The following is an 18,319-nucleotide window of genomic DNA, read 5'->3' on the forward strand; positions in this document are numbered from 1 at the left end:
TCCAGGCGTCCGTCTGGCGATGATAATAGACGACTTCCTGAACATTGCCTTCGCCACGGTCGATATCCACGCCAAAGGCGGCGTTCCCTTTATTGTTCAGACTGATTTTCCCGTTGATGCCGCCGCCGAACACTCCGCCCGAGGGCACCGCGCGACCGGGACGGGAAAGCACCTTGCCTTTTCCGTCCGCATCGACCATCCAAGCGCCTTCGCCATCTCCGTAATCGGACACCCCGGTGACCGTTCCGGCATTGTTGGCATTCCCCACTTCGACTACCTTCGACAGGGTTTCGCCGGTGGTGCTGAAAGGTTCATTCAGGCGGAAGAGTGACTTGTAAGAGTAGGTTTTGGATGTGAGCGGTGGCGCCGGTGCGGCTGGCCGGGCCAAGATCAAGTGCACCTTGCCATCATCGGTGCCGACCGGGAACCCGAGTTTGCCGTCGGTGGACAAGCCGAAGCCGCTATCGCCACCGATCGCCAGGCCGATGCCCGTCACTTTGCCAATGTTCCGCATATCTTTGCCCACCCGGGCGGCTTCCGTCCAAGTTCCGTCCGGATGCCACAAATAAAGCCCGCGTTCATCGTTTTCAAAAATGGCGACGAACAGGACTGAACCATCTTCCCCAATGCGCACCTCGTTGCGGTAGCTGCTCCCCACCTGTTTGAGCGTGGCGCCGGCTACGGTGTCACCCGGGCCCGCCACGCGGGTCAACTTACCCGAGCGGGTGCGCAGATACGCGCCCCATCCCTCCGCGGTTTTCCCCAGCGTGGCGACGTCGCCCCCAGAATTGGCAATGGGCCCACGCAGTTCGTCAAAGGGAGAAGTCGTCGCTTGCCCTTTCTGATCCGGGGCCGCCGAGCCAAATGCGATCAGTTGCGTGACCACGCCGTCTTTCCATTGATAGGCCCCGTAATTGGCCTCATCGACAATCTGGGCTTCAAACGTGATAATCCTTCCGATTTGACTGACTTGGACCCGGCGGGCATTGGCAATGGTTTTGCCCCCGACGGTATTGCCGGGTTCGAGGATGGGGGTGATGGTCTTGGTGGTCGGGTTGTGCCAATAGACGCCCGAGCCGCCGGTATCGAGGTTGGCCGCAAAAACTACATCCTCCGAGTCGTTAATGGTGGCAAAGCTTAGCGTCGCGGTGATGGTGCCTCCTTTGACCACCGTGCCTTTGCGCGCGATGGACGACCAGGCATCGCTGGAGCGATGGTAGTAAACCACCTCCTGGACATTGCCATCCCCGCGATTGACATCAACGCCGAAGGCAGCGTTCCCGCTGTTGTTGAGGCTGATCTTTCCATTGATTCCTCCGCCAAAGTTCCCGCCGGGCGGCGAGGCTAAGCCGGGGCGAGAGAGGACTTTGCCTTTGCCATCGGCGTCAACCAACCAAGCGCCTTCGCCATTCCCGTAGTCGGAAACACCCGTCACGGTACCCAAAGTATTGACGTTGCCGAGCTCGATCACCTTGCTGAGCGTTTCGCCGGTGCCGCTAAACTCCTCATCGAGTCGAAAGAGTGATCGATAAGAGTAAATCAACGGACCCGTGGGCCTCGCCGCGCCAGCCGAGCGATAGAACTTGGCTGGGCCGGAGATCGGGAGTTCCGCGGGACTGCTCGCCCCCGAGACATCGAGCCAAGGACCGGTCACGCTGTCCGCGGATTGCAGGGTTCCTTCGTAGGTAACGGTGATCCCTTTGGCACTCCGAACCGCGGATATGCTCGACGCCGCGGAAGCGAGCACCGAGGAGATCAGAATCGACAAGGCGAAGCACGCGCCGAGTTTCAGCCGGGTGGTGAGGTGGTGAGGGGTCGAACGAAGGACATTAGGTTTGTTAATCATAAGCATAAAGTGCTATCCTTAATGGACAACGAAGCCAGTCTTCATGAAACGATTGTCTCGCAATTTCTCCCCCAACCAACACTCAAGGCCTGTGCATGAAGCCGTGAATCTTAAAAGCACAAGAGTGCCCTGGACGGCCGGTCCAAGCTATGATACGGGGAAACAAGGAAATTCTCAGAAGGATTATTTTCTGTCAAACTCATTTTCCTTCCTGCCGAACGCCCCCGTGCATCCCGATGTTGTTGGTAGGGCGGGCCTGTCCCAGCCCGCCGCCCACTGGAGGCAAAACATCATGCTCCGGCGGCGCGCCGGGACGGACGCGCCCTACCTGCATCACCGGCAACATCGGGATGCACCGCGAACGCCCGAACGCCCGGAGCCTCCAGAGGTTGTCGGCGACCGGGTTGTCGTGGTCACGCAGACAGCCCTGTCTGCTGTTTCGCAGGCTGCCCCGCCTGCGGGGCGACGAAGGGAACCCGGCGCGTGGAGAGCATGGCAGCTTCAACAGGCAAGGGTGCTGCCAGGAGGAAAGCATCCACCCAGAGCGGGCCATGAAACAGGACGAGATCGCCGCGGCCGATCGGCGCGAGCGGAAGCGCCGTGAACGGCGCGCCCCGACAGCATGCGGATGCACCGAGCCCATGAGGCCCCCTCGCTTTATCCTTGATCGCTCCCGCCACTGAATATCTCATCCCCGGCGTGCAATGCTCCCGCCCCAGTGAGGGCCGCTTCACATTCATGGGGATGACCCCGATTTGTGCCGTGCCCAGGGTCGGGCGCGGTCTCTCCCCCTCATGCCATTGATTTGTCTCGACGGCGGCAACGCCCTTTCCTCGTTCCGAACCGCCGCGCTCCTGCCCCGGCTGCAGAGCATCCAAGCCGCCATCCGGTCGGTGCATGCCCGCTTCATTCACGCGGTCTCCGCGCCGCAAGACTTCCCGTCCTCATCGCGTCGCAAGCTCGCTGAATTGCTCACTTATGGCGATCCCTATGTCGGACCCGTCCAAGGCGTGAAACTGCTCATCGCCCCGCGGCTCGGAACCGTTTCGCCCTGGGCCTCCAAGGCCACCGATATCGCCCACAACTGCGGACTCCCTGTCCGGAGGGTGGAACGGTTGACCGAATTCATCCTGATCCTCGCCGATGCAGAATCCGAACTCGCTCCCTCCGAAAGCGCCGCTTGTGCGGCGTTGTTGCACGATCGGATGACGGAAAGTGTCCTTTCGCATCGTGACGCCATTCCCGCTTTATTCGAATCCAAGCCGGGACGGCCGATGGAGCACGTGGACGTTCTGGTTGGAGGGAAGGCGGCGCTGGAACGGGCCAACGAAACTTTCGGTCTGGCCCTGAGCGACGACGAAATCGAATACCTGGCCAGCGCCTTCCGGGCGTTGCGGAGGAATCCCACCGACGTGGAATTGATGATGTTCGCGCAGGCGAACAGCGAGCATTGCCGCCACAAAATCTTCAACGCGGAGTTTGTCATCGACGGCGAGGCGCAAGAGCAGTCGCTCTTCCAAATGATCCGCCACACCCATCGCCTGGCCCCGCAACACACCGTCGTGGCCTACAGCGACAATGCCGCCGTCATGGAGGGGAAGCTCATCGAACGATGGGAGCCCACCCCGAATCCGCGCGACCGCCGTTACCAATCCTCCCAAGGTCTCGTCCACAATTTGATGAAGGTCGAGACGCACAATCATCCCACCGCCATTTCCCCCTTCCCGGGCGCCGCCACGGGCGCCGGTGGGGAGATTCGCGACGAGGGCGCCACCGGCCGAGGCTCCCGCCCCAAGGCCGGTCTGACCGGCTTCAGCGTTTCGAACCTGCTGTTGCCCGGCACGCAGGAGCCTTGGGAAAAGCGATCCTCGAGCAAACCGGCCCATGTGGCCTCCGCATTGCAAATCATGATCGAGGGGCCGCTGGGAGGCGCGGCGTTCAACAATGAGTTCGGACGGCCCAATCTGGGCGGCTACTTTCGAGTGTATGAACAATGGGTGAACGGCCAGTGCCGCGGCTATCATAAGCCGATCATGATCGCGGGCGGCATCGGATCCATCGCAGCCGATCAAACCACCAAGGTCGCATTCGAACCCGGCGCTCTCCTCGTGCAATTGGGAGGGCCGGGAATGCGCATCGGCATGGGAGGAGGAGCCGCGAGCTCGCTGGCCGCGGGCGCGAACACGGCGGACCTCGACTTCGATTCGGTTCAACGCGGCAATCCCGAAATCCAGCGGCGCGCGCATGAAGTCATCGTGCGATGCGCCGCCCTGGGCTCAAACAATCCCATCCTCTCCATTCACGACGTGGGAGCCGGGGGACTTTCCAACGCGTTCCCGGAACTGGTGCATGGCGCCGACCGGGGCGCGCGTTTCGATTTGCGCCAGGTGCCCCTCGAGGAATCGGGCCTGGCTCCCAAGGAAGTTTGGTGCAATGAAAGCCAGGAACGGTATGTCCTGGCCATCAGGCCCGAGTCGCTGGCCCTTTTCGAGGAGCTGTGCCATCGCGAACGCTGCCCGTTTGCAGTCGTCGGCCGGGCCACCGAAGCCCCCCAGCTCATTCTGGAGGACGGGCCTGAAGGCCTCCGCGCGATCGATCTGCCCATGGAAGTTCTGCTGGGCAAACCGCCCCGGATGCTTCGCCACGCCAGCCGGATCCGACGGACTCCACCGCCCTTCGAACAAGCTTCTCTCGATTGGAAAAACGCCGCGCTGGACGTGCTCCGGCACCCCACCGTCGCGTCCAAACGATTTCTCATCACCATCGGCGACCGCACCGTCGGCGGATTGTCGTCCCGCGACCCCCTGGTTGGCCCTTGGCAGGTGCCCGTCGCAGATTGCGCGGTGACCCTCGCGGACTACGCCGGGTTCCGAGGAGAGGCGATGAGCATGGGAGAACGCACGCCCCTCGCCGCCTTCAACGCGCCGGCCTCAGGCCGCATGGCCGTGGGCGAAGCCCTCACCAATCTCCTGTCCGCTCCGATCGAGCTCGCCCGCGTCAAATTGAGCTGCAATTGGATGGCGGCCTGCGGAGAGGCGGGAGAAGACGCGGACCTCTGCGACACTGTACGGGCCGTCGGACTCGAGCTTTGCCCTGCCCTAGGCATCAGCGTGCCGGTAGGCAAGGACAGCTTGTCGATGCGCACCCGCTGGACGGAAAACGGGGAATCGCGACAGGTCACCGCGCCGGTCAGCCTGATTGTGAGCGCGTTCGCCACGGTTGAAGACGTGCGTCCGGCACTCACCCCTTGGTTGAGTTCCGGAGAAACCGTGCTTATTCTGGTGGACCTCGGTTTTGGCCGTCACCGCCTGGGGGGATCAATCTTGGCCCAGGTCACGAACCAGTTCGGAGGAGAAACCCCGGACCTCGATGATCCGGCGCGCCTGATTGGACTGGTGCGCGCCATCAACTTGCTTCGCGGCGAGGGGCTTTTGCGGGCCTACCATGATCGGAGCGACGGCGGGTTGTGGAGCTGTTTATGCGAAATGGCGTTTGCCTCCCACCGAGGACTCGATATCGATCTCGCTCCGCTCCTGGCCCCTGGCTCATCCATCTCGGAAGAACTCGCGTGGCGGGCACTCTTCTCGGAGGAGTTAGGAGTCGTTTTGCAGGTGGACCGTGGCCACGTTCCGCGAGTGCTTGCAGCGCTGGAACACGAGGGACTGGCTGAGCACTCGCATCAGATCGCCACCCCCAATGAACGGTATGCGGTCAAGGTGTCCCTCGGACCCGCCCGGCTCTGGGAGCAACCACTTCAGGCTTTGCACCAAGTTTGGGACGAGGTGAGCTGGAGAATCGCGCGTCTGCGGGATCATCCCGAGGCGGCGGACTCCGAACACCGGCTGGCCGGCGACCCGGTCGACCCTGGTCTGCACGCACACCTCACCTTTTCCCCGGCTTCTCCTGCGATGGCAAAGCGAGCTTCCGGCGCTCGGCCGCGAGTGGCAATTTTAAGAGAGCAGGGAGTCAACAGCCACTTGGAGATGAGCTATGCCATGTCCCTGGCTGGATTCGAAACGGTGGATGTTCACATGACCGACCTCCAATCCGGCCGTTTCCAGCTCGATGACTTTCGAGGCTTTGTGGCGTGCGGTGGATTTACCTATGGCGACACCCTGGGCGCCGGAGAAGGCTGGGCTCGCTCGATTCTGTTCAATCCGGAGTTATCAGCCCACTTCCAACAATTCTTTGCGCGGTCCGACACCTTTGCCCTGGGGGTTTGCAACGGCTGCCAGATGATGGCCGCTTTGGCTTCGATCATCCCCGGGGCGGAAGCCTGGCCGCGGTTCACCCGCAATCGCAGCGAGCAATTCGAGGCGCGTCTGAGCCTGGTGGAAGTGCTCGACAGCCCTTCGATCTTTTTCCGAGGCATGGCCGGCAGCCGCATCCCCATTGCGGTGTCGCACGGTGAAGGATTTGCCGACTTCTCCCAGCGCGGCGACCCCGACCTCGTCAAACGAGCCCTGCGCTTCGTGGATCACCTCGGCCAACCGACCGAGGTCTATCCCTTGAATCCGAATGGAAGTCTGGCCGGACTCACTTCGGTCACCACACCCGATGGCCGATTCACCGTGCTCATGCCCCACCCGGAGCGGGTCTTCCGCAACATTCAAATGAGCTGGAGCGCTGGGAACCGAAGCGAGCGCAGCCCCTGGATGCGGATGTTCCACAACGCCCGTGAATGGGCCGGATAGAAAAAGTATCTACCCGTGTGCCTCCGCGGTCTTCCCCCGGCATTTTAGTCCCCTACCCGCTGCTTGGCGTAGGACCTATTCTTTTCCGGTCGAAAAAACGTTGGTCTTTCCTTCCACGCTGTTCAACGCCCACCGCGCGAACATCGCGGTGTGCATATCACGGTCCAGCGTCGCCTCCCGGATCAAGTCCTCGGCGGGCTTCGCCTTGACGCCCATGCGCAAGAACGCCGCCATCACCGCGCTGCGATCCCCAGGATCCCGATACCTTTTCCGCAAGAACTCCAGCGTTGCGGGGCTGGAATCCACGCCTCCTAAGGACTGGATCGCTTCGTGGCGCACTTTCAGGATCGGGTCGCGCTCCGCCCAGTCACGCAGATGGGGCGAAACTTCAGCGGCTTGAGGACCCAAGCGTCCAAGGCAGCGGATCCAGAACCAGCGGAGGCGTTCGTCACCAGCCGCCGCCACAAGATTGGTCAAAGCTGCGGCATATTTCTGCTCGGGATCCTGGACCCAGGCAAAGCCGGCGGCCGCGTGAGCATGGCCGGACCGCGGAACCTGCGCGAGCCGACCCATTCCGGTATCGATGTCCGGGCTCAGCCGGAGGAGCACTAAAGGGACACCAGGCCACGCGAAGTTCCAGCGCACGTTGAGATTCGGTGTGTCCCTGCGGCGGCGCAAGACCCAATCGATTTGGACTCAGCTTCCTCAGCATGACCCAGATCCAGCTTGATTGGTGAAATCTCTGTAAAGCGAGTTCCAACTGCCGGGCATCCCGCCGCATCAACTCGGCGAGAGGCTCGACGATGCGATCTCCAAGCCTGAGAAACGCCACGACATTCGTATGGGACTCTGCCTCCGCACGTTCATTCTGACCCGAAAGCGCGGGCATCGTCTCCATCCACTGAAGAAGGGTTCGCCCTCCGTATTTCGGAGGCATGCGCCACCAACTCAAGGCCGCCGCGGCCAATAAGAAGGCCAGCCCAGAGCAGGCCCACAAACGCGGGGATTTGAGAGGGATGCGTTTCATTCCGATGCCGCTGTTGCGGCTCGGCGGCGGCTCTCAATTTCCGCGATCGCCCATCGCGCGTGTTCTTGCACGAGGGGCTCGGGATCCTGGACTGCTTTGGCCAAGGGTGCCAGGGAATCAGCGTTCCCCACATTGCCAAGGGCCACGCAGACGTTGCGGAGCAAACCTCGCCGCTTTGTTCTCCACATCGGTGTCCCGGCAAAACGGCGCTTGAACCCCGCGTCATCCAACTGAAGCCACTCATGCAGCGGCACCGACCGGAGGTCGGGACGCGCCGCGGCATTCATCATTCCAGCTTCTTTCGCGAACCGGTTCCAGGGGCACACTTCGAGGCAATCATCGCAGCCAAAAACTCGCCCCCCGATCGGACGCCGCAAGGATTCTGGAATCGACCCCTTCAGTTCGATCGTCAGGTAACTGATACAACGGCGGGCGTCCATCTCGAAGGGCGCGACCAGCGCGCCGGTCGGGCAGGCGGCAAGGCACCGGGTGCAGGATCCACACCGATTGGTCTCGGGCGGGTCGGGTTCAAACAAAGCCGTGGTCAGAATCTCGGCGAGAAGAAACCAATTGCCCAGCCGCCGCCCGATCAAGTTGGTATGTTTGCCGATGAAGCCGATTCCGGCAGATTGAGCCGCGTCACGTTCCAAAATGGGCCCGGTATCGACATAAGCCAGGCATTGGGTCTCCCCGCCCCCTTGCCGCTCGATAAATCTTGCCAGATCGTCAAGCGGCTGGCGCAGAACCTCGTGATAATCTGCGTGCCAGGCATAGCGTGCCACCTGGCCGCGAGGCTCCGACACCGCTTGCGCCGGAGGCTGCTCGGCATCCCGGAACGTATAAGCGATAGCCAAGACGATGAAGGTGCGAACTCCGGGCAACACCCGCTGAGGGTCGAGGCGTTTCTCCGCGTTGCGTTGAAGATACGCCATTTCGCCGTGACGGCCCGCTTCGAGCCAGCGGGAAAACGCCCCCCCGGATCTTGGAACCTCCGCGGCGGCGAAGCGGCACTCGGAAAAACCCAGTTCGATCGCCTTGCGGCGGACCGCGTCCTTCATGAGGCATGGTGGCGGTTGACCGCGCGAAAATGATTGGCAATGTGCTGCGCCACCTCGCGCAACGACCGTCGCTCCGTGCTCACCAGCACATCCGCGTTGCGGTAGGCCGGAGTCCGGGCTTCCAACAGGGTCCGGATTTTTCGAGCGGGATCCGGATCGTTGAGGAGCGGACGATGATTCTGGTTCTTCACGCGCTCATACAAGGTTTCCGGAGAGGCCCATAAACAAAACACCATCGCGTGCTTCTTCAGACTCTCCAAATTCTCCGGATTGACGATCAATCCACCCCCCGTCGAAATGACGCAACGCTGGAGCCCTTCCAATTCGCGCACCACATCACTTTCCAGCTTGCGGAACGCCGGTTCGCCTTCGGTGGCGAAGATCTCGGAAATGCGTTTACCGGCCTTTTTTTCGATCCAATCGTCGGTATCGACGAACTTGAATTGCAACAAGCTTGCCAGCATGCGCCCGGTCGAGGACTTGCCACAGCCCATGAATCCCACCAACGCCAAGTTTTTGGGTGCTACACCATGACTCACGTCGGGCATCCTAACCCCGCGCAACCTGCGAATCATCCCTTTTCCAACGCAAACTGCGCCGCCCCACCCAAGTTGGAGGAGAATTTGATTCCATTCCTCCCCATTTTTGGGCTAGGGGAACCCGTGCCCCTGCACGCCCAAAAAGCCGAACGCGTCTTTCGCGGCATTCCCGCCTCCCCTGGAATCGCCCGGGGTCTTTCGTTGTTCCTGGCCCACGGAGAGGAATCCGCCGCCCCGCGCTCCATTTCCGAACAGGAAGTGTTGGGTGAACGCCATCGATTCGAGCAGGCGCTGCATCGGACTCGCGAGCAAATTGTCGCCGTGCAACGGCGCGTCGAGGAAACCATGGGCGGCAGCTCCGCGGGGATCTTCGACGCCCACCTGCTTCTCCTCGAGGATCCCACGCTGCTGGGGGAAGTCAACAAGCACATCGAAGGGCGCCGGTTGAACGCGGAAGCCGTGCTCCAGGGGGTGGGCGAACGATACTCCCAGGCGATGGCCTCCGCCGAGGACGAGTACTTGAGCGAACGCGCCCACGATTTGCGCGACGTGGTCTCCCGCATTTTGCGCAACTTGCTCGGCCTGGATCCTGACCTCGCCGGAACCGCCTTGCGCGAGCCGGCCATCGTCATCAGCCACGATCTGGCCCCCTCCACCACGGCGTCGCTCAACAACACCTTGCTCCTCGGCCTGGCCACCGACACGGGAGGAAAAACGTCGCACACCGCAATTCTGGCGCGGTCACTCAAAATTCCGGCCGTGGTCGGATTGAAACATGTTTCGGAGGAGATTCATTCCGGCCTGCAAGTGCTCATCGACGGCTATAACGGTTTGGTCATCGTCAATCCCACGGACCAAACCCTCTTCGAATACGGCCAAGTCGTGCGCAAGCAAGCCAGTCTGCACGAACGACTGGATTCCATCCGGCAATCCGCCGCCGTAACCCTGGACGGCACCCGCGTCACACTCTCGGCGAATATCGAATCCGCGGACAACATTGAGGCGGTCCAGTCCTCCGGCTCGGAGGGGGTCGGTTTGTTTCGCACCGAGTACTTGTTCATCAATCGGGAAAACCTTCCCACGGAGGAGGAGCAATTCGAATCGTACAGCAAGGTCGCCGCCGCCTTGCAGCCCCAGCCGGTGATTGTGCGGACCCTGGACATCGGAGGAGACAAGCTCCTTTCCCATTCGAAGATGTCCCAGGACTTGAACCCCTTTCTGGGCTGGCGTGCCATTCGATTTTGCCTGCAAGAGCGTGACATCTTCAAACAGCAGCTTCGCGCCATCCTGCGAGCCAGCACGTTCGGCAACGTGAAGCTCATGTACCCCATGATCTCGGGTCTGGAAGAATTCCAGCAGGCCAGCGAGATCCTCGAGGAATGCAAGCGGGAGTTGACGGAGCGAGGGCAAACTTTCAACCCCCAACTCGAAGTGGGCGTCATGATCGAAGTGCCCTCCGCGGTCATGATTGCCGATGCGCTGGCCAGGCGCGTCAAATTCTTCAGCCTCGGCACGAACGACTTGATCCAGTACTCACTGGCCGCCGATCGCTTGAATGAACGCATCGCGCACTTGTACGAGCCCACGCATCCCGCCATCCTGCGGTTGATGGCGCATACCATCGGTGCGGCCCACAAGGCCGGCATCTGGGTGGGTGTCTGCGGGGAAATGGCCGGAGATCCCCTGCTCACGCCGCTCTTGCTGGCGCTCGGCGTGGACGAATTGAGCGCCTCACCCTCCTCCGTTCCGAGCGTGAAGTATCTCGTCCGGCGTTTGAAAGCGTCGGATTTCAAGCCTCTCGCCGAATTCGCCTTGAATTGCGAATCCGGCACGGAGATTTTAGCCCGCTCCGAGTCGATGGCTCGGCTGAGCGCGCCCGAATTGTTCCAGAATCAGAAATGACCCTATGAAAGTTGTCGTGCTGGCCGCGGGATATGCGACGCGCTTGTACCCGCTCACGCTGACCCAGCCCAAGCCTTTGCTGCTTGTGGCCGGCAAGCCCATGGTCGAATACGTGATGGACAATCTCGCACCCATCGGAGGCATCGAGAGGCTTTACATCGTCACCAACGCCAAATTCGCTCGGCAATTCGAAAAGTGGGCCGCGACGTACCAGGCAGCTCACAACCTCGAATTCACCATCGTCAACGACGGATCCACCGACGACAGCAACAAACTGGGCGCCATCGGGGACCTGGATTTGGTGTTGCGAAATCAAAGCATCGAGGACGACATCATCGTGGTTGCCGGAGACAACCTCTTCAGCGAGCCCCTGACCGAATTTGGAAAGTATTGCCGCGAGAAAAACGCGCCGGTGCTCGGAGTTTACGACGTGGGCAGCCTTGAGGATGTCAAAAAGTTCAGCTGCATTGAACTCGACGACTCCGGACGCATCTCCAAATTCGAGGAAAAACCCAGACAACCCGGCAGCACCCTGATCGGCATCGCCCTCTACTTTTATCCCAAAGCCTCGCTGCCCCTCATCCGGCAGTATGTCGCCGAAGGCAACAATACCGACCAGCCCGGGCGGCTGATTCAGTGGATGTACCCCCGCACCCCGGTTTATTCCTGGACCGTGCCCGGCACGTGGTACGACATCGGCTCCAAGGAGACCCTTGAGGAAGCCAACCGAATCTTCAGCTGATCACCACCACGCGTTGGTCGGGCTGACACGCGCGCTCATTTGATTCGGACCGTAGTCCTTGGGGAAGCGGAACTGGGCGACATGCCCGTCACCGTACATCAAGTTCCATCCACGCACGCCGCGGTTGTTGTGCCAAACGCTCTTCTCCCTCGAACCGCGGCTCACCGCTCCGTCCCCCGCATCCCGTGAGCCATGCCAGGGCCAGTCGCCCTGAATGATTTTGTTGACCGGGCTGAGCGCGATTTCTCCGGTCTTGATCGGCGTCGCCTCCGGCGACCCTCGGGCCGCTTTGCTATCCGCCGTCGTGTGCTTCACCCCAAACCAATCCACCGACCACATGGGCAGGTAACTATTGCCCCACCCGGCGTAACAGGAAGGCTTCGACTCGTTGGGCCAGTAAGAATCGCCGCGGTCTGAGGGACAATGGAAAGCCTCGGCCGCCGACACATAGAGGTTGAGGGGACGGTTCGTCTCCCCGGCGCGGTCATGCACCACGGGCCGGGTGCGCACGTTGCTGCGGATCAGGCCCCCAACGGTTCCCCAATCCCCATGCGCCGGATAGAAATCGGAATTGTCGTCGGCGTACATGTGGTAGCCCAGATACTGTTGCTTCTGATTGGAAACACATTTCACCGCCTGGGCCTTGATCTTCGATCGGGAGAGCGCGGGCAAAAGCATGCCAGCCAGAATGGCGATGATGGCAATGACAACCAGCAGCTCGATCAACGTAAAACCGGCTCGGGGCTTCATATTCGGGAATGTGGTCCCAAGTGAACACGCCAGCAAGCGCAAAAGGAACGGCCCGCCGCCAGGCGGTGCATCCGCCATGTGTCGGGGCGCGCCGTTCACGGCGCTTCCGCTCGCGCCAACCTGCCGCGGCGATCTCCTCCCGCTCCTTGGCCCGCCCTGGGTGGATGCCTTCGCCCCTGGCAGCACCCCGGCACTGCCGCGCGCATCACCGACAACGAGTGGATGCACGGGCCGCCAGACCCCGTCCACCCATTTTCAGCCGGAGCGCGACGGGGCTGAAAGCCAGTGGCCGCAGACGACTCGATGAAACTCGATGGCTCACATCTGAAACTTCCACCCCCCTCAAGGCTTCCGACCGTTCGATGGAACGCAGCACGAGACCCATCTCAAGCTTTCCGGCGACCCAATCCCCGCACTTCCTCCGCCGTCAGCCTACGCCAAGCGCCTTTCGCCAGACTCCCCAGTTGCACCGGACCGATGGCCACCCGCACCAAGCGCAACACTTCGAATCCGCCCGCCTCCAGCATCCTGCGAATCTGCCGGTTCTTCCCCTCATCCAGCACAATTTCCAGCCAGCAATTCACTCGCCCCTCTCTCCAGTAGGAGGCTCGGACCGCGCGCAAACGCTCGCCTTCAATGACGAGGCCCTCCTCCATGTGCTTCAGTTGCGGCAAGCCCACCTTCCCGCGCACTTGAACATGGTAACGCTTCTCCACCCGCGAATGCGGATGGGCAATACCGTTCGCCCACGCGGTATCGTTCGTCAGCAGCAGCAAGCCTTCGCTGGCCTGGTCCAGCCGGCCCGCCAAACCCAAATGCCCAATCCCCGCGCCGCCCAAAAGCGAAAAAATCGTGTCGCGTCCCTTTTCGTCCTTGGATGTGCAAACATATCCGCGCGGCTTGTTGAGGGCGAAATACTCGAACAAGGCCTTCCGCACCGCTTTCCCATCGAGCCGGATGTCGTGTCCCCCGCCTTGCACCGGATGTTCAGGATCCCTCACCACTCGTCCGTCCAAAGCCACCCGGCCCGCCAGGATGAAGGCCCAAGCCTCGGAACGTGAACAAACACCCCATTTGGAGAGGATCCGGGCCAGTCCGAAGGCGCGTCCACCGTATCGGGCAGGCGGATGCAAGGGGGATAGGAAAGGAAAAGCCCCGGAGCGGAACCGCTCCGGGGCGAGGGTTGGTTAGGGAGGTTTGGATTCCCTACTTCTTCTGCGGAACTTGATCGGCCTTGATCACCTCGATCTTGGCGCCCTTCTTTAATTCCTCCGCCGAGGGCACTTTGATGATGTCGCTGGTGACAGGGGCCGAGGAGGTGATCGGGGCCGGCGGGGTGGGCGGCTTGATCTCCAGCAACTCCATTTCGAAAATCAGGAGTGAACTGGCCGGAATGTTGCCCCGGGGAAATTCTCCGTAGCCCAGATCGGGCGGAACGTAGAGCATCCATTTGGACCCGACGTTCATGTTCATGAGCGCCTCCGTCCATCCTTTGATCACCGCGTGCGTGGAGGTCTCGAAGGGCGCGCCGCGATCGTGCGAACTGTCAAACTTCGAGCCGTCGATGAACGTGCCCGTGTAATGCGCTTTGACCACGTCGTTGGTCTTCGGCTTGGGACCCGTGCCCGCTTTAAGGACTTTGTATTGGAGTCCGCTCGGGAAAGTTTTAACCCCTTCCTTGGCCTTGTTCTCGAGGAGAAACTGATCGGAAATCTGCTTGTTCTTGGCGGATTCAACCCGGCGCTTTTCCTCGGATTTCGCACGTGCCTCGCGTTGGAAATCCATTTGGGTTTGGCGCATGTCCGCCTCACTCATCGCCGTCGGCTTGCCTTCCAGCACATCCTTCACCGCGCGACGGAAGACCTCGAAATCGAGATCCACGTCTTGTTGTTTGAGAAACTTGCCATAGCTTGCGCCAAGACTGTAACTCACCTTCGACTTTTGATCGTTCAAAGCGGGTTTGTCCGCGCTCTCGGCGGCGAAGCCTAAAGTAGTCCAGGCCGCCATCGCCGTCATTGCCATCCATCGTGTGTTCATAATCATTCGTGCCTGCGCGAGTCGGAGCCCGCGTGGGCCCCGTTCTTTCGCGAAACGTCGGTTTTTACCAGCAAGGTTCCGGGAAGTCGAGCCCTTCAAATGTCCTTGAAGGCCTGCTCCAAGTCGTCCTTCCCCTCCGCCGCCACCGGTTTGATCTTGCCCGTCAACTGGACTCGAAGATAACGGGCCGCCTCACCCGCTGAATTGATGGACTTGGGCAAGGTCGCTCCGGCCGCGTTGGGATGTCCCCCGCCCTGCACCGCCACCGCCGCCGCCAATGCTTGCCCTCCGCGGCTGCGGAAGCTGGCCAGCATCGTCCCGTTGCCCTTCCGGAATAATGTCACCAGGACCGGATAAGGATTGGAGGGGTCCTTGAGCATTCGATGGACGATCAGATTGGGATTCCCCACCGTCGTGGGAACCCAAGCCACACCGGGACCCAAGCTCTCGATCTTGCCCCGGCTCCACTCGTAACCGAGCGGGTCTTCGACCCGTCGCTTCACCTCCATCACTTCGAGCAAAGGGTGATGCAACAGCCTCTCCGGCTCACCCTCGATCAATTGGAACACGTTCCAGAATCCGTAAATCTTGACGAGGTGGGCGTAATCACACGCCAGATCGAATTCGGGATCAGCATCCAAAAAAAGGTCCGAAACATTGTTCAAATGCACCAGCCGTGCCAGCACTTCCGACCCCAGCCCCTCCTCCAGGCAAAGTTCGTAACTTAACAATCCGGAAGACTTGGCCGCGTCATGAACTAGCTTGGCGTGGAGAGGCGCACATTCCGGCGGATGATGGTCCACCACCATCCAATGGGGCCGGTCGAGACGCTTCTCAAACGCCAGGTCCGTAATCCAAGACACCTTTTCGCCGGGATTCCGGGACTTCCAATAATTATTGTGGAAGGCCTCGATGCGAGGTGCCAAACCGAACCGCTTCTTGGCCAGGCGGCGGAGCAGCAAGGCCGAAAGCAATCCGTCAAGATCCCCTTCGTGGGTGCAAATGATTTCAGGCGCGATCACCGTCATGGGGTCAGAGAGAAACCCCAAATCGCCCCCGAGTCACTTGAAAAGCAACCGCCGCGTCCGCCCGGACCTCACCCGAACCGGCCCGGAGCAATTGGTCCAACCCAGCTCGCGCCGCAAGTCCGGAATCCAACTTCCCCTCACCTTCACCCTCCCCGTTACTCCAAGCCACCATGGGGATGAAGGGATGATGATCATAGACGGGTCCTCCCGACACCACCGCCAGGACTTCAACTCCAGTTGCTGCCAAAGCTGACCACGCTTCAACCAAGTCATCCGTGGGAGTATCCATCCAGTGCATGCCGGCAGTCTTGAACCTCTCTCCACAGGCCAGCGTTGGACCTTTCCGGATCGATTCCCCGTCCTGGACCGTTCCCAGCCACTCAGGTTGTCCGGCTCCTTCTCCCGGAGCCACGACCACGGTGCCACCGAGACTCAGCCAGGTCTTGGCAATCAACGACAGTTTTCGACCCATCGCTTCCGGCAACGATTCCGTCCAGGCAATGCCCAGGGCTGGCCCATAAGGTTCAGAGGTTGTGGCGATTCCGGATTTCCCTGCCCGTTGGAGAAACCACGCCTTCGATTTGGCTACCGTGGCGTCGATCCCCCCATCCAATTGAATGCTGGACCAGCCGAATTGATTCAAATCCGCCCCGTCATTTCCAATCCACAGACGGAACGCGTCGTTATGGGTCTTCTCACATCCATGTTCCATCAGCAACCCCGCTCCCACCCGCGGATGCCGGAGATGTCCGCTCATGACGCGCATCAAGATCTCTTCGGAGTCGCCTCCGGAATTGCCGCATCCCTCGGTATGAGGAAGGGCGGCAAAAGCCGCGAATGCTTTGGATCCAGATCCGTCCTGACTCAACTGCTCGGCTACCCTGGAGGCGATCTGGCCCGCACACAGGCTGGTGGGCAACACCAACCCCACACTGCGCCGGCGTGATTTGATGGACTCCAACCCGCGAATGGTGTCTGGCGAGGCAAGCCATTCCACCAGCATGGGCGGCAAAGGCTCGGAATCCACCCTGAGCGGCAGCGACTTCCTTTCCGAGGTCGCCATTTTGGCGGACGTCGCCGAAGTTTGCCTCCACTCCCGCCACAATTGCAGCTGCGAGTGCCCCGCCCTTTCGCCCACTGTCCTTTCGCCCGAGGCGACCCGCACCGTCAGGCCAAAGGCTTCCTGTCCGAGATTCTCCATCGATTCCCCGTCGAGATACCGACCCGCGTTGAAGTCCATGTCCCGGGACAACATCTCGAACCGGCCCGTGTTCGTCATGACCTTGATCGTCGGAACGAATGGAAAATTCGTGATCGAGCCATTGCCGGTGGCGAAGAGAATCAAATTACACCCCGACGCGACCTGCCCCGCGATGCTCTCCAAGTCATTCCCCGGGCTGTCCATGAAGTAATACCCGGGACCCGGCATTGGTTCAGCATAGTCGATCACTCCGTCGAGCCGGACTTCGGGATCCTTTTTGCGAGCTGCTCCGATGGACTTAATGGAGATATTGTACAAGCCCCGATACATGTTCCCGCCGCTGGGGTTCCCTTCGGCGCTATGGCCATGCCAGCCCGCCCATTCCTGAAAGCGCCGCTGCGTTTCGAGGAACTTGAGCGCCACAGCCTCGCTCTTCACGCGAGCCAGAACATAGGGCTCGGCACCGATCAACTCGCTGGTCTCGGCGAGGTTGGCGGCACCTCCGTACCGCACCAACTCCTTGGACACCCAGCCCACTAAAGGATTGCCGGAAACTCCGGAAAAAGCGTCCGATCCGCCGCATTGCAGCCCCGCCCGCAAGAATTCCAACGGCACTTCGGTTCGAGCCATCCCCTTGGCCCAATCGAGCCAGCCTGTGATCAGCTTCGCCCCTGCCTGGCGGCAACGGTCCCAACCGTCGCGCAAACTCAGGCAGACGAGGGCCGGCAGGTTTTCGCCAGGCCATCGCTGCCGCAACCCTTCCCGCAATAGCGCATTGTTCAACCCTTCTCCCCCCTCGTCGATGGCCAGCACGGCCGATAAATTGGGATGTCCAGCAAGACCCGCCAGGGTCCGGGCGGACAACTCCAAATTGTGCGGGCGTCCCGAACCTCCTCCCTCGGTGTGGCAAAGCGCCACCACTCCATCGAAGTTGGACATCCCCCCGGGAGCTTCGCGAAACATGGCCGCCAACGTCCGGGCCATGCTTGACGCGCGCGACGAGACTCCCAACACGGCAATGAAATTTCGCGTCCCCGCTCCACGGAGGCCGCCTCGCCAAAAACCTTTGAACGATCCCGCACTCGTATGCCTGGCCACTTGTTCCACACAAGCCACCCCGCCGCGCGCCGGATCGAAATCGATGCGGGCATCCACGAAATTCGGACGTTCGGGCAGGGAGAAGTCCGGACGCCTTCCCGCCAGCGCCTTCAAGATCGCCGCGTTGCAGGCGTACTCGCCCGGAATGAGCGCCTCCACGGCCCGGCCAAAGGGCAACCCCCACGAAGTCAAACTCTCGCCTTGGGCAACCGGTCGAATCGCGAAACGATGACCTTCGAGAATCGTGAACGGCAGTCGAGCCTGCCCCGTCGGCAACGCGATCGCAGCACCCGCCTCAAGCCGCTTGACCGCGATGGCAACGTTGTCGGTCTCCGCGGGCAATCTCGCGGCCGCCAGAAAATCAAGGGGTGAATTCATGAATGGATCCAGCATTGAT

12 protein-coding genes are annotated in these 18,319 nt (G+C 61.1%); 3 read left to right on the forward strand and 9 right to left on the reverse strand.

All coding sequences use genetic code 11. The annotated features are described in order from the left end of the window. Nucleotides 1–1,846, reverse strand: a 1,846-nt coding sequence (locus tag FJ404_09100) for a hypothetical protein (GenBank protein MBM3823026.1), incomplete at its 3' end; no start/stop codon positions are given. A 794-nt stretch (nt 1,847–2,640) separates the two neighbouring features. Between FJ404_09100 and purL the strand changes: the two genes are divergently transcribed. Then, nucleotides 2,641–6,540, forward strand: coding sequence for a phosphoribosylformylglycinamidine synthase (gene purL, locus FJ404_09105; GenBank protein ID MBM3823027.1), 3,900 nt, complete (start codon nt 2,641–2,643; stop codon nt 6,538–6,540). Between the two features lie 75 nt (nt 6,541–6,615). On the opposite strand, the gene FJ404_09110 is transcribed toward purL, so the two are convergent. The 3 genes from FJ404_09110 to FJ404_09120 form a co-directional block, all read right to left on the reverse strand. Then, on the reverse strand, nt 6,616–7,218 hold the full coding sequence (locus FJ404_09110) for a HEAT repeat domain-containing protein (GenBank protein MBM3823028.1): 603 nt from the start codon (nt 7,216–7,218) through the stop codon (nt 6,616–6,618). A 345-nt stretch (nt 7,219–7,563) separates the two neighbouring features. After that, nucleotides 7,564–8,625, reverse strand: a complete 1,062-nt coding sequence (gene queG, locus FJ404_09115) for a tRNA epoxyqueuosine(34) reductase QueG (protein MBM3823029.1) — start codon at nt 8,623–8,625, stop codon at nt 7,564–7,566. After that, nucleotides 8,622–9,200, reverse strand: a complete 579-nt coding sequence (locus FJ404_09120; GenBank protein MBM3823030.1) for a shikimate kinase — start codon at nt 9,198–9,200, stop codon at nt 8,622–8,624. The genes queG and FJ404_09120 overlap by 4 nt, the downstream gene beginning before the upstream one ends. Before the next feature lie 87 nt (nt 9,201–9,287). Between FJ404_09120 and ptsP the strand changes: the two genes are divergently transcribed. Together ptsP and FJ404_09130 are read left to right on the forward strand one after the other, a co-directional pair. Then, on the forward strand, nt 9,288–11,066 hold the full coding sequence (ptsP, locus tag FJ404_09125) for a phosphoenolpyruvate--protein phosphotransferase (GenBank protein MBM3823031.1): 1,779 nt from the start codon (nt 9,288–9,290) through the stop codon (nt 11,064–11,066). A gap of 4 nt (nt 11,067–11,070) precedes the next feature. Beyond that, nucleotides 11,071–11,808: a nucleotidyltransferase family protein gene (locus FJ404_09130; GenBank protein ID MBM3823032.1), complete on the forward strand. Its 738-nt coding sequence runs from the start codon at nt 11,071–11,073 to the stop codon at nt 11,806–11,808. Here FJ404_09130 and FJ404_09135 read toward each other — a convergent pair whose 3' ends face one another. From FJ404_09135 to FJ404_09155, 5 genes are all read right to left on the reverse strand, one after another. Then, complete coding sequence (locus tag FJ404_09135; GenBank protein ID MBM3823033.1) at nt 11,809–12,558, reverse strand: type II secretion system protein; 750 nt, start codon at nt 12,556–12,558, stop codon at nt 11,809–11,811. A gap of 386 nt (nt 12,559–12,944) precedes the next feature. Next, nucleotides 12,945–13,652 carry an rRNA pseudouridine synthase gene (locus FJ404_09140; GenBank protein MBM3823034.1) on the reverse strand — a complete coding sequence of 236 codons (708 nt, stop codon included), beginning with the start codon at nt 13,650–13,652 and terminating at the stop codon, nt 12,945–12,947. Nucleotides 13,653–13,764: 112 nt separating this feature from the next. Further along, nucleotides 13,765–14,601 (reverse strand): FKBP-type peptidyl-prolyl cis-trans isomerase, encoded by an 837-nt coding sequence (locus FJ404_09145; GenBank protein ID MBM3823035.1) that lies wholly within the window; start codon nt 14,599–14,601, stop codon nt 13,765–13,767. A gap of 89 nt (nt 14,602–14,690) precedes the next feature. After that, a complete protein-coding gene (locus FJ404_09150; GenBank protein ID MBM3823036.1) occupies nt 14,691–15,623 on the reverse strand; it encodes a DHH family phosphoesterase in 933 nt (310 codons plus the stop codon). 4 nt (nt 15,624–15,627) lie between these two features. Next, nucleotides 15,628–18,315 carry an altronate hydrolase gene (locus tag FJ404_09155; protein ID MBM3823037.1) on the reverse strand — a complete coding sequence of 896 codons (2,688 nt, stop codon included), beginning with the start codon at nt 18,313–18,315 and terminating at the stop codon, nt 15,628–15,630. Nucleotides 18,316–18,319 lie beyond the last annotated feature (4 nt).

Source organism: Verrucomicrobiota bacterium, from assembly GCA_016871495.1.
Taxonomy (GTDB): Bacteria; Verrucomicrobiota; Verrucomicrobiia; order Limisphaerales; family VHDF01; genus VHDF01.

What these genes read in the sequence shown, in the direction of transcription:
- FJ404_09135 (MBM3823033.1), bottom strand. Translation starts at nt 12,558, where the DNA reads ATGAAGCCCCGAGCCGGTTTTACGTTGATCGAGCTGCTGGTTGTCATT.
- FJ404_09150 (MBM3823036.1), bottom strand. Translation starts at nt 15,623, where the DNA reads ATGACGGTGATCGCGCCTGAAATCATTTGCACCCACGAAGGGGATCTT.
- FJ404_09155 (MBM3823037.1), bottom strand. Translation starts at nt 18,315, where the DNA reads ATGCTGGATCCATTCATGAATTCACCCCTTGATTTTCTGGCGGCCGCG.
- FJ404_09130 (MBM3823032.1), top strand. Translation starts at nt 11,071, where the DNA reads ATGAAAGTTGTCGTGCTGGCCGCGGGATATGCGACGCGCTTGTACCCG.
- purL (MBM3823027.1), top strand. Translation starts at nt 2,641, where the DNA reads ATGCCATTGATTTGTCTCGACGGCGGCAACGCCCTTTCCTCGTTCCGA.
- queG (MBM3823029.1), bottom strand. Translation starts at nt 8,625, where the DNA reads ATGAAGGACGCGGTCCGCCGCAAGGCGATCGAACTGGGTTTTTCCGAG.
- FJ404_09120 (MBM3823030.1), bottom strand. Translation starts at nt 9,200, where the DNA reads ATGATTCGCAGGTTGCGCGGGGTTAGGATGCCCGACGTGAGTCATGGT.
- FJ404_09145 (MBM3823035.1), bottom strand. Translation starts at nt 14,601, where the DNA reads ATGATTATGAACACACGATGGATGGCAATGACGGCGATGGCGGCCTGG.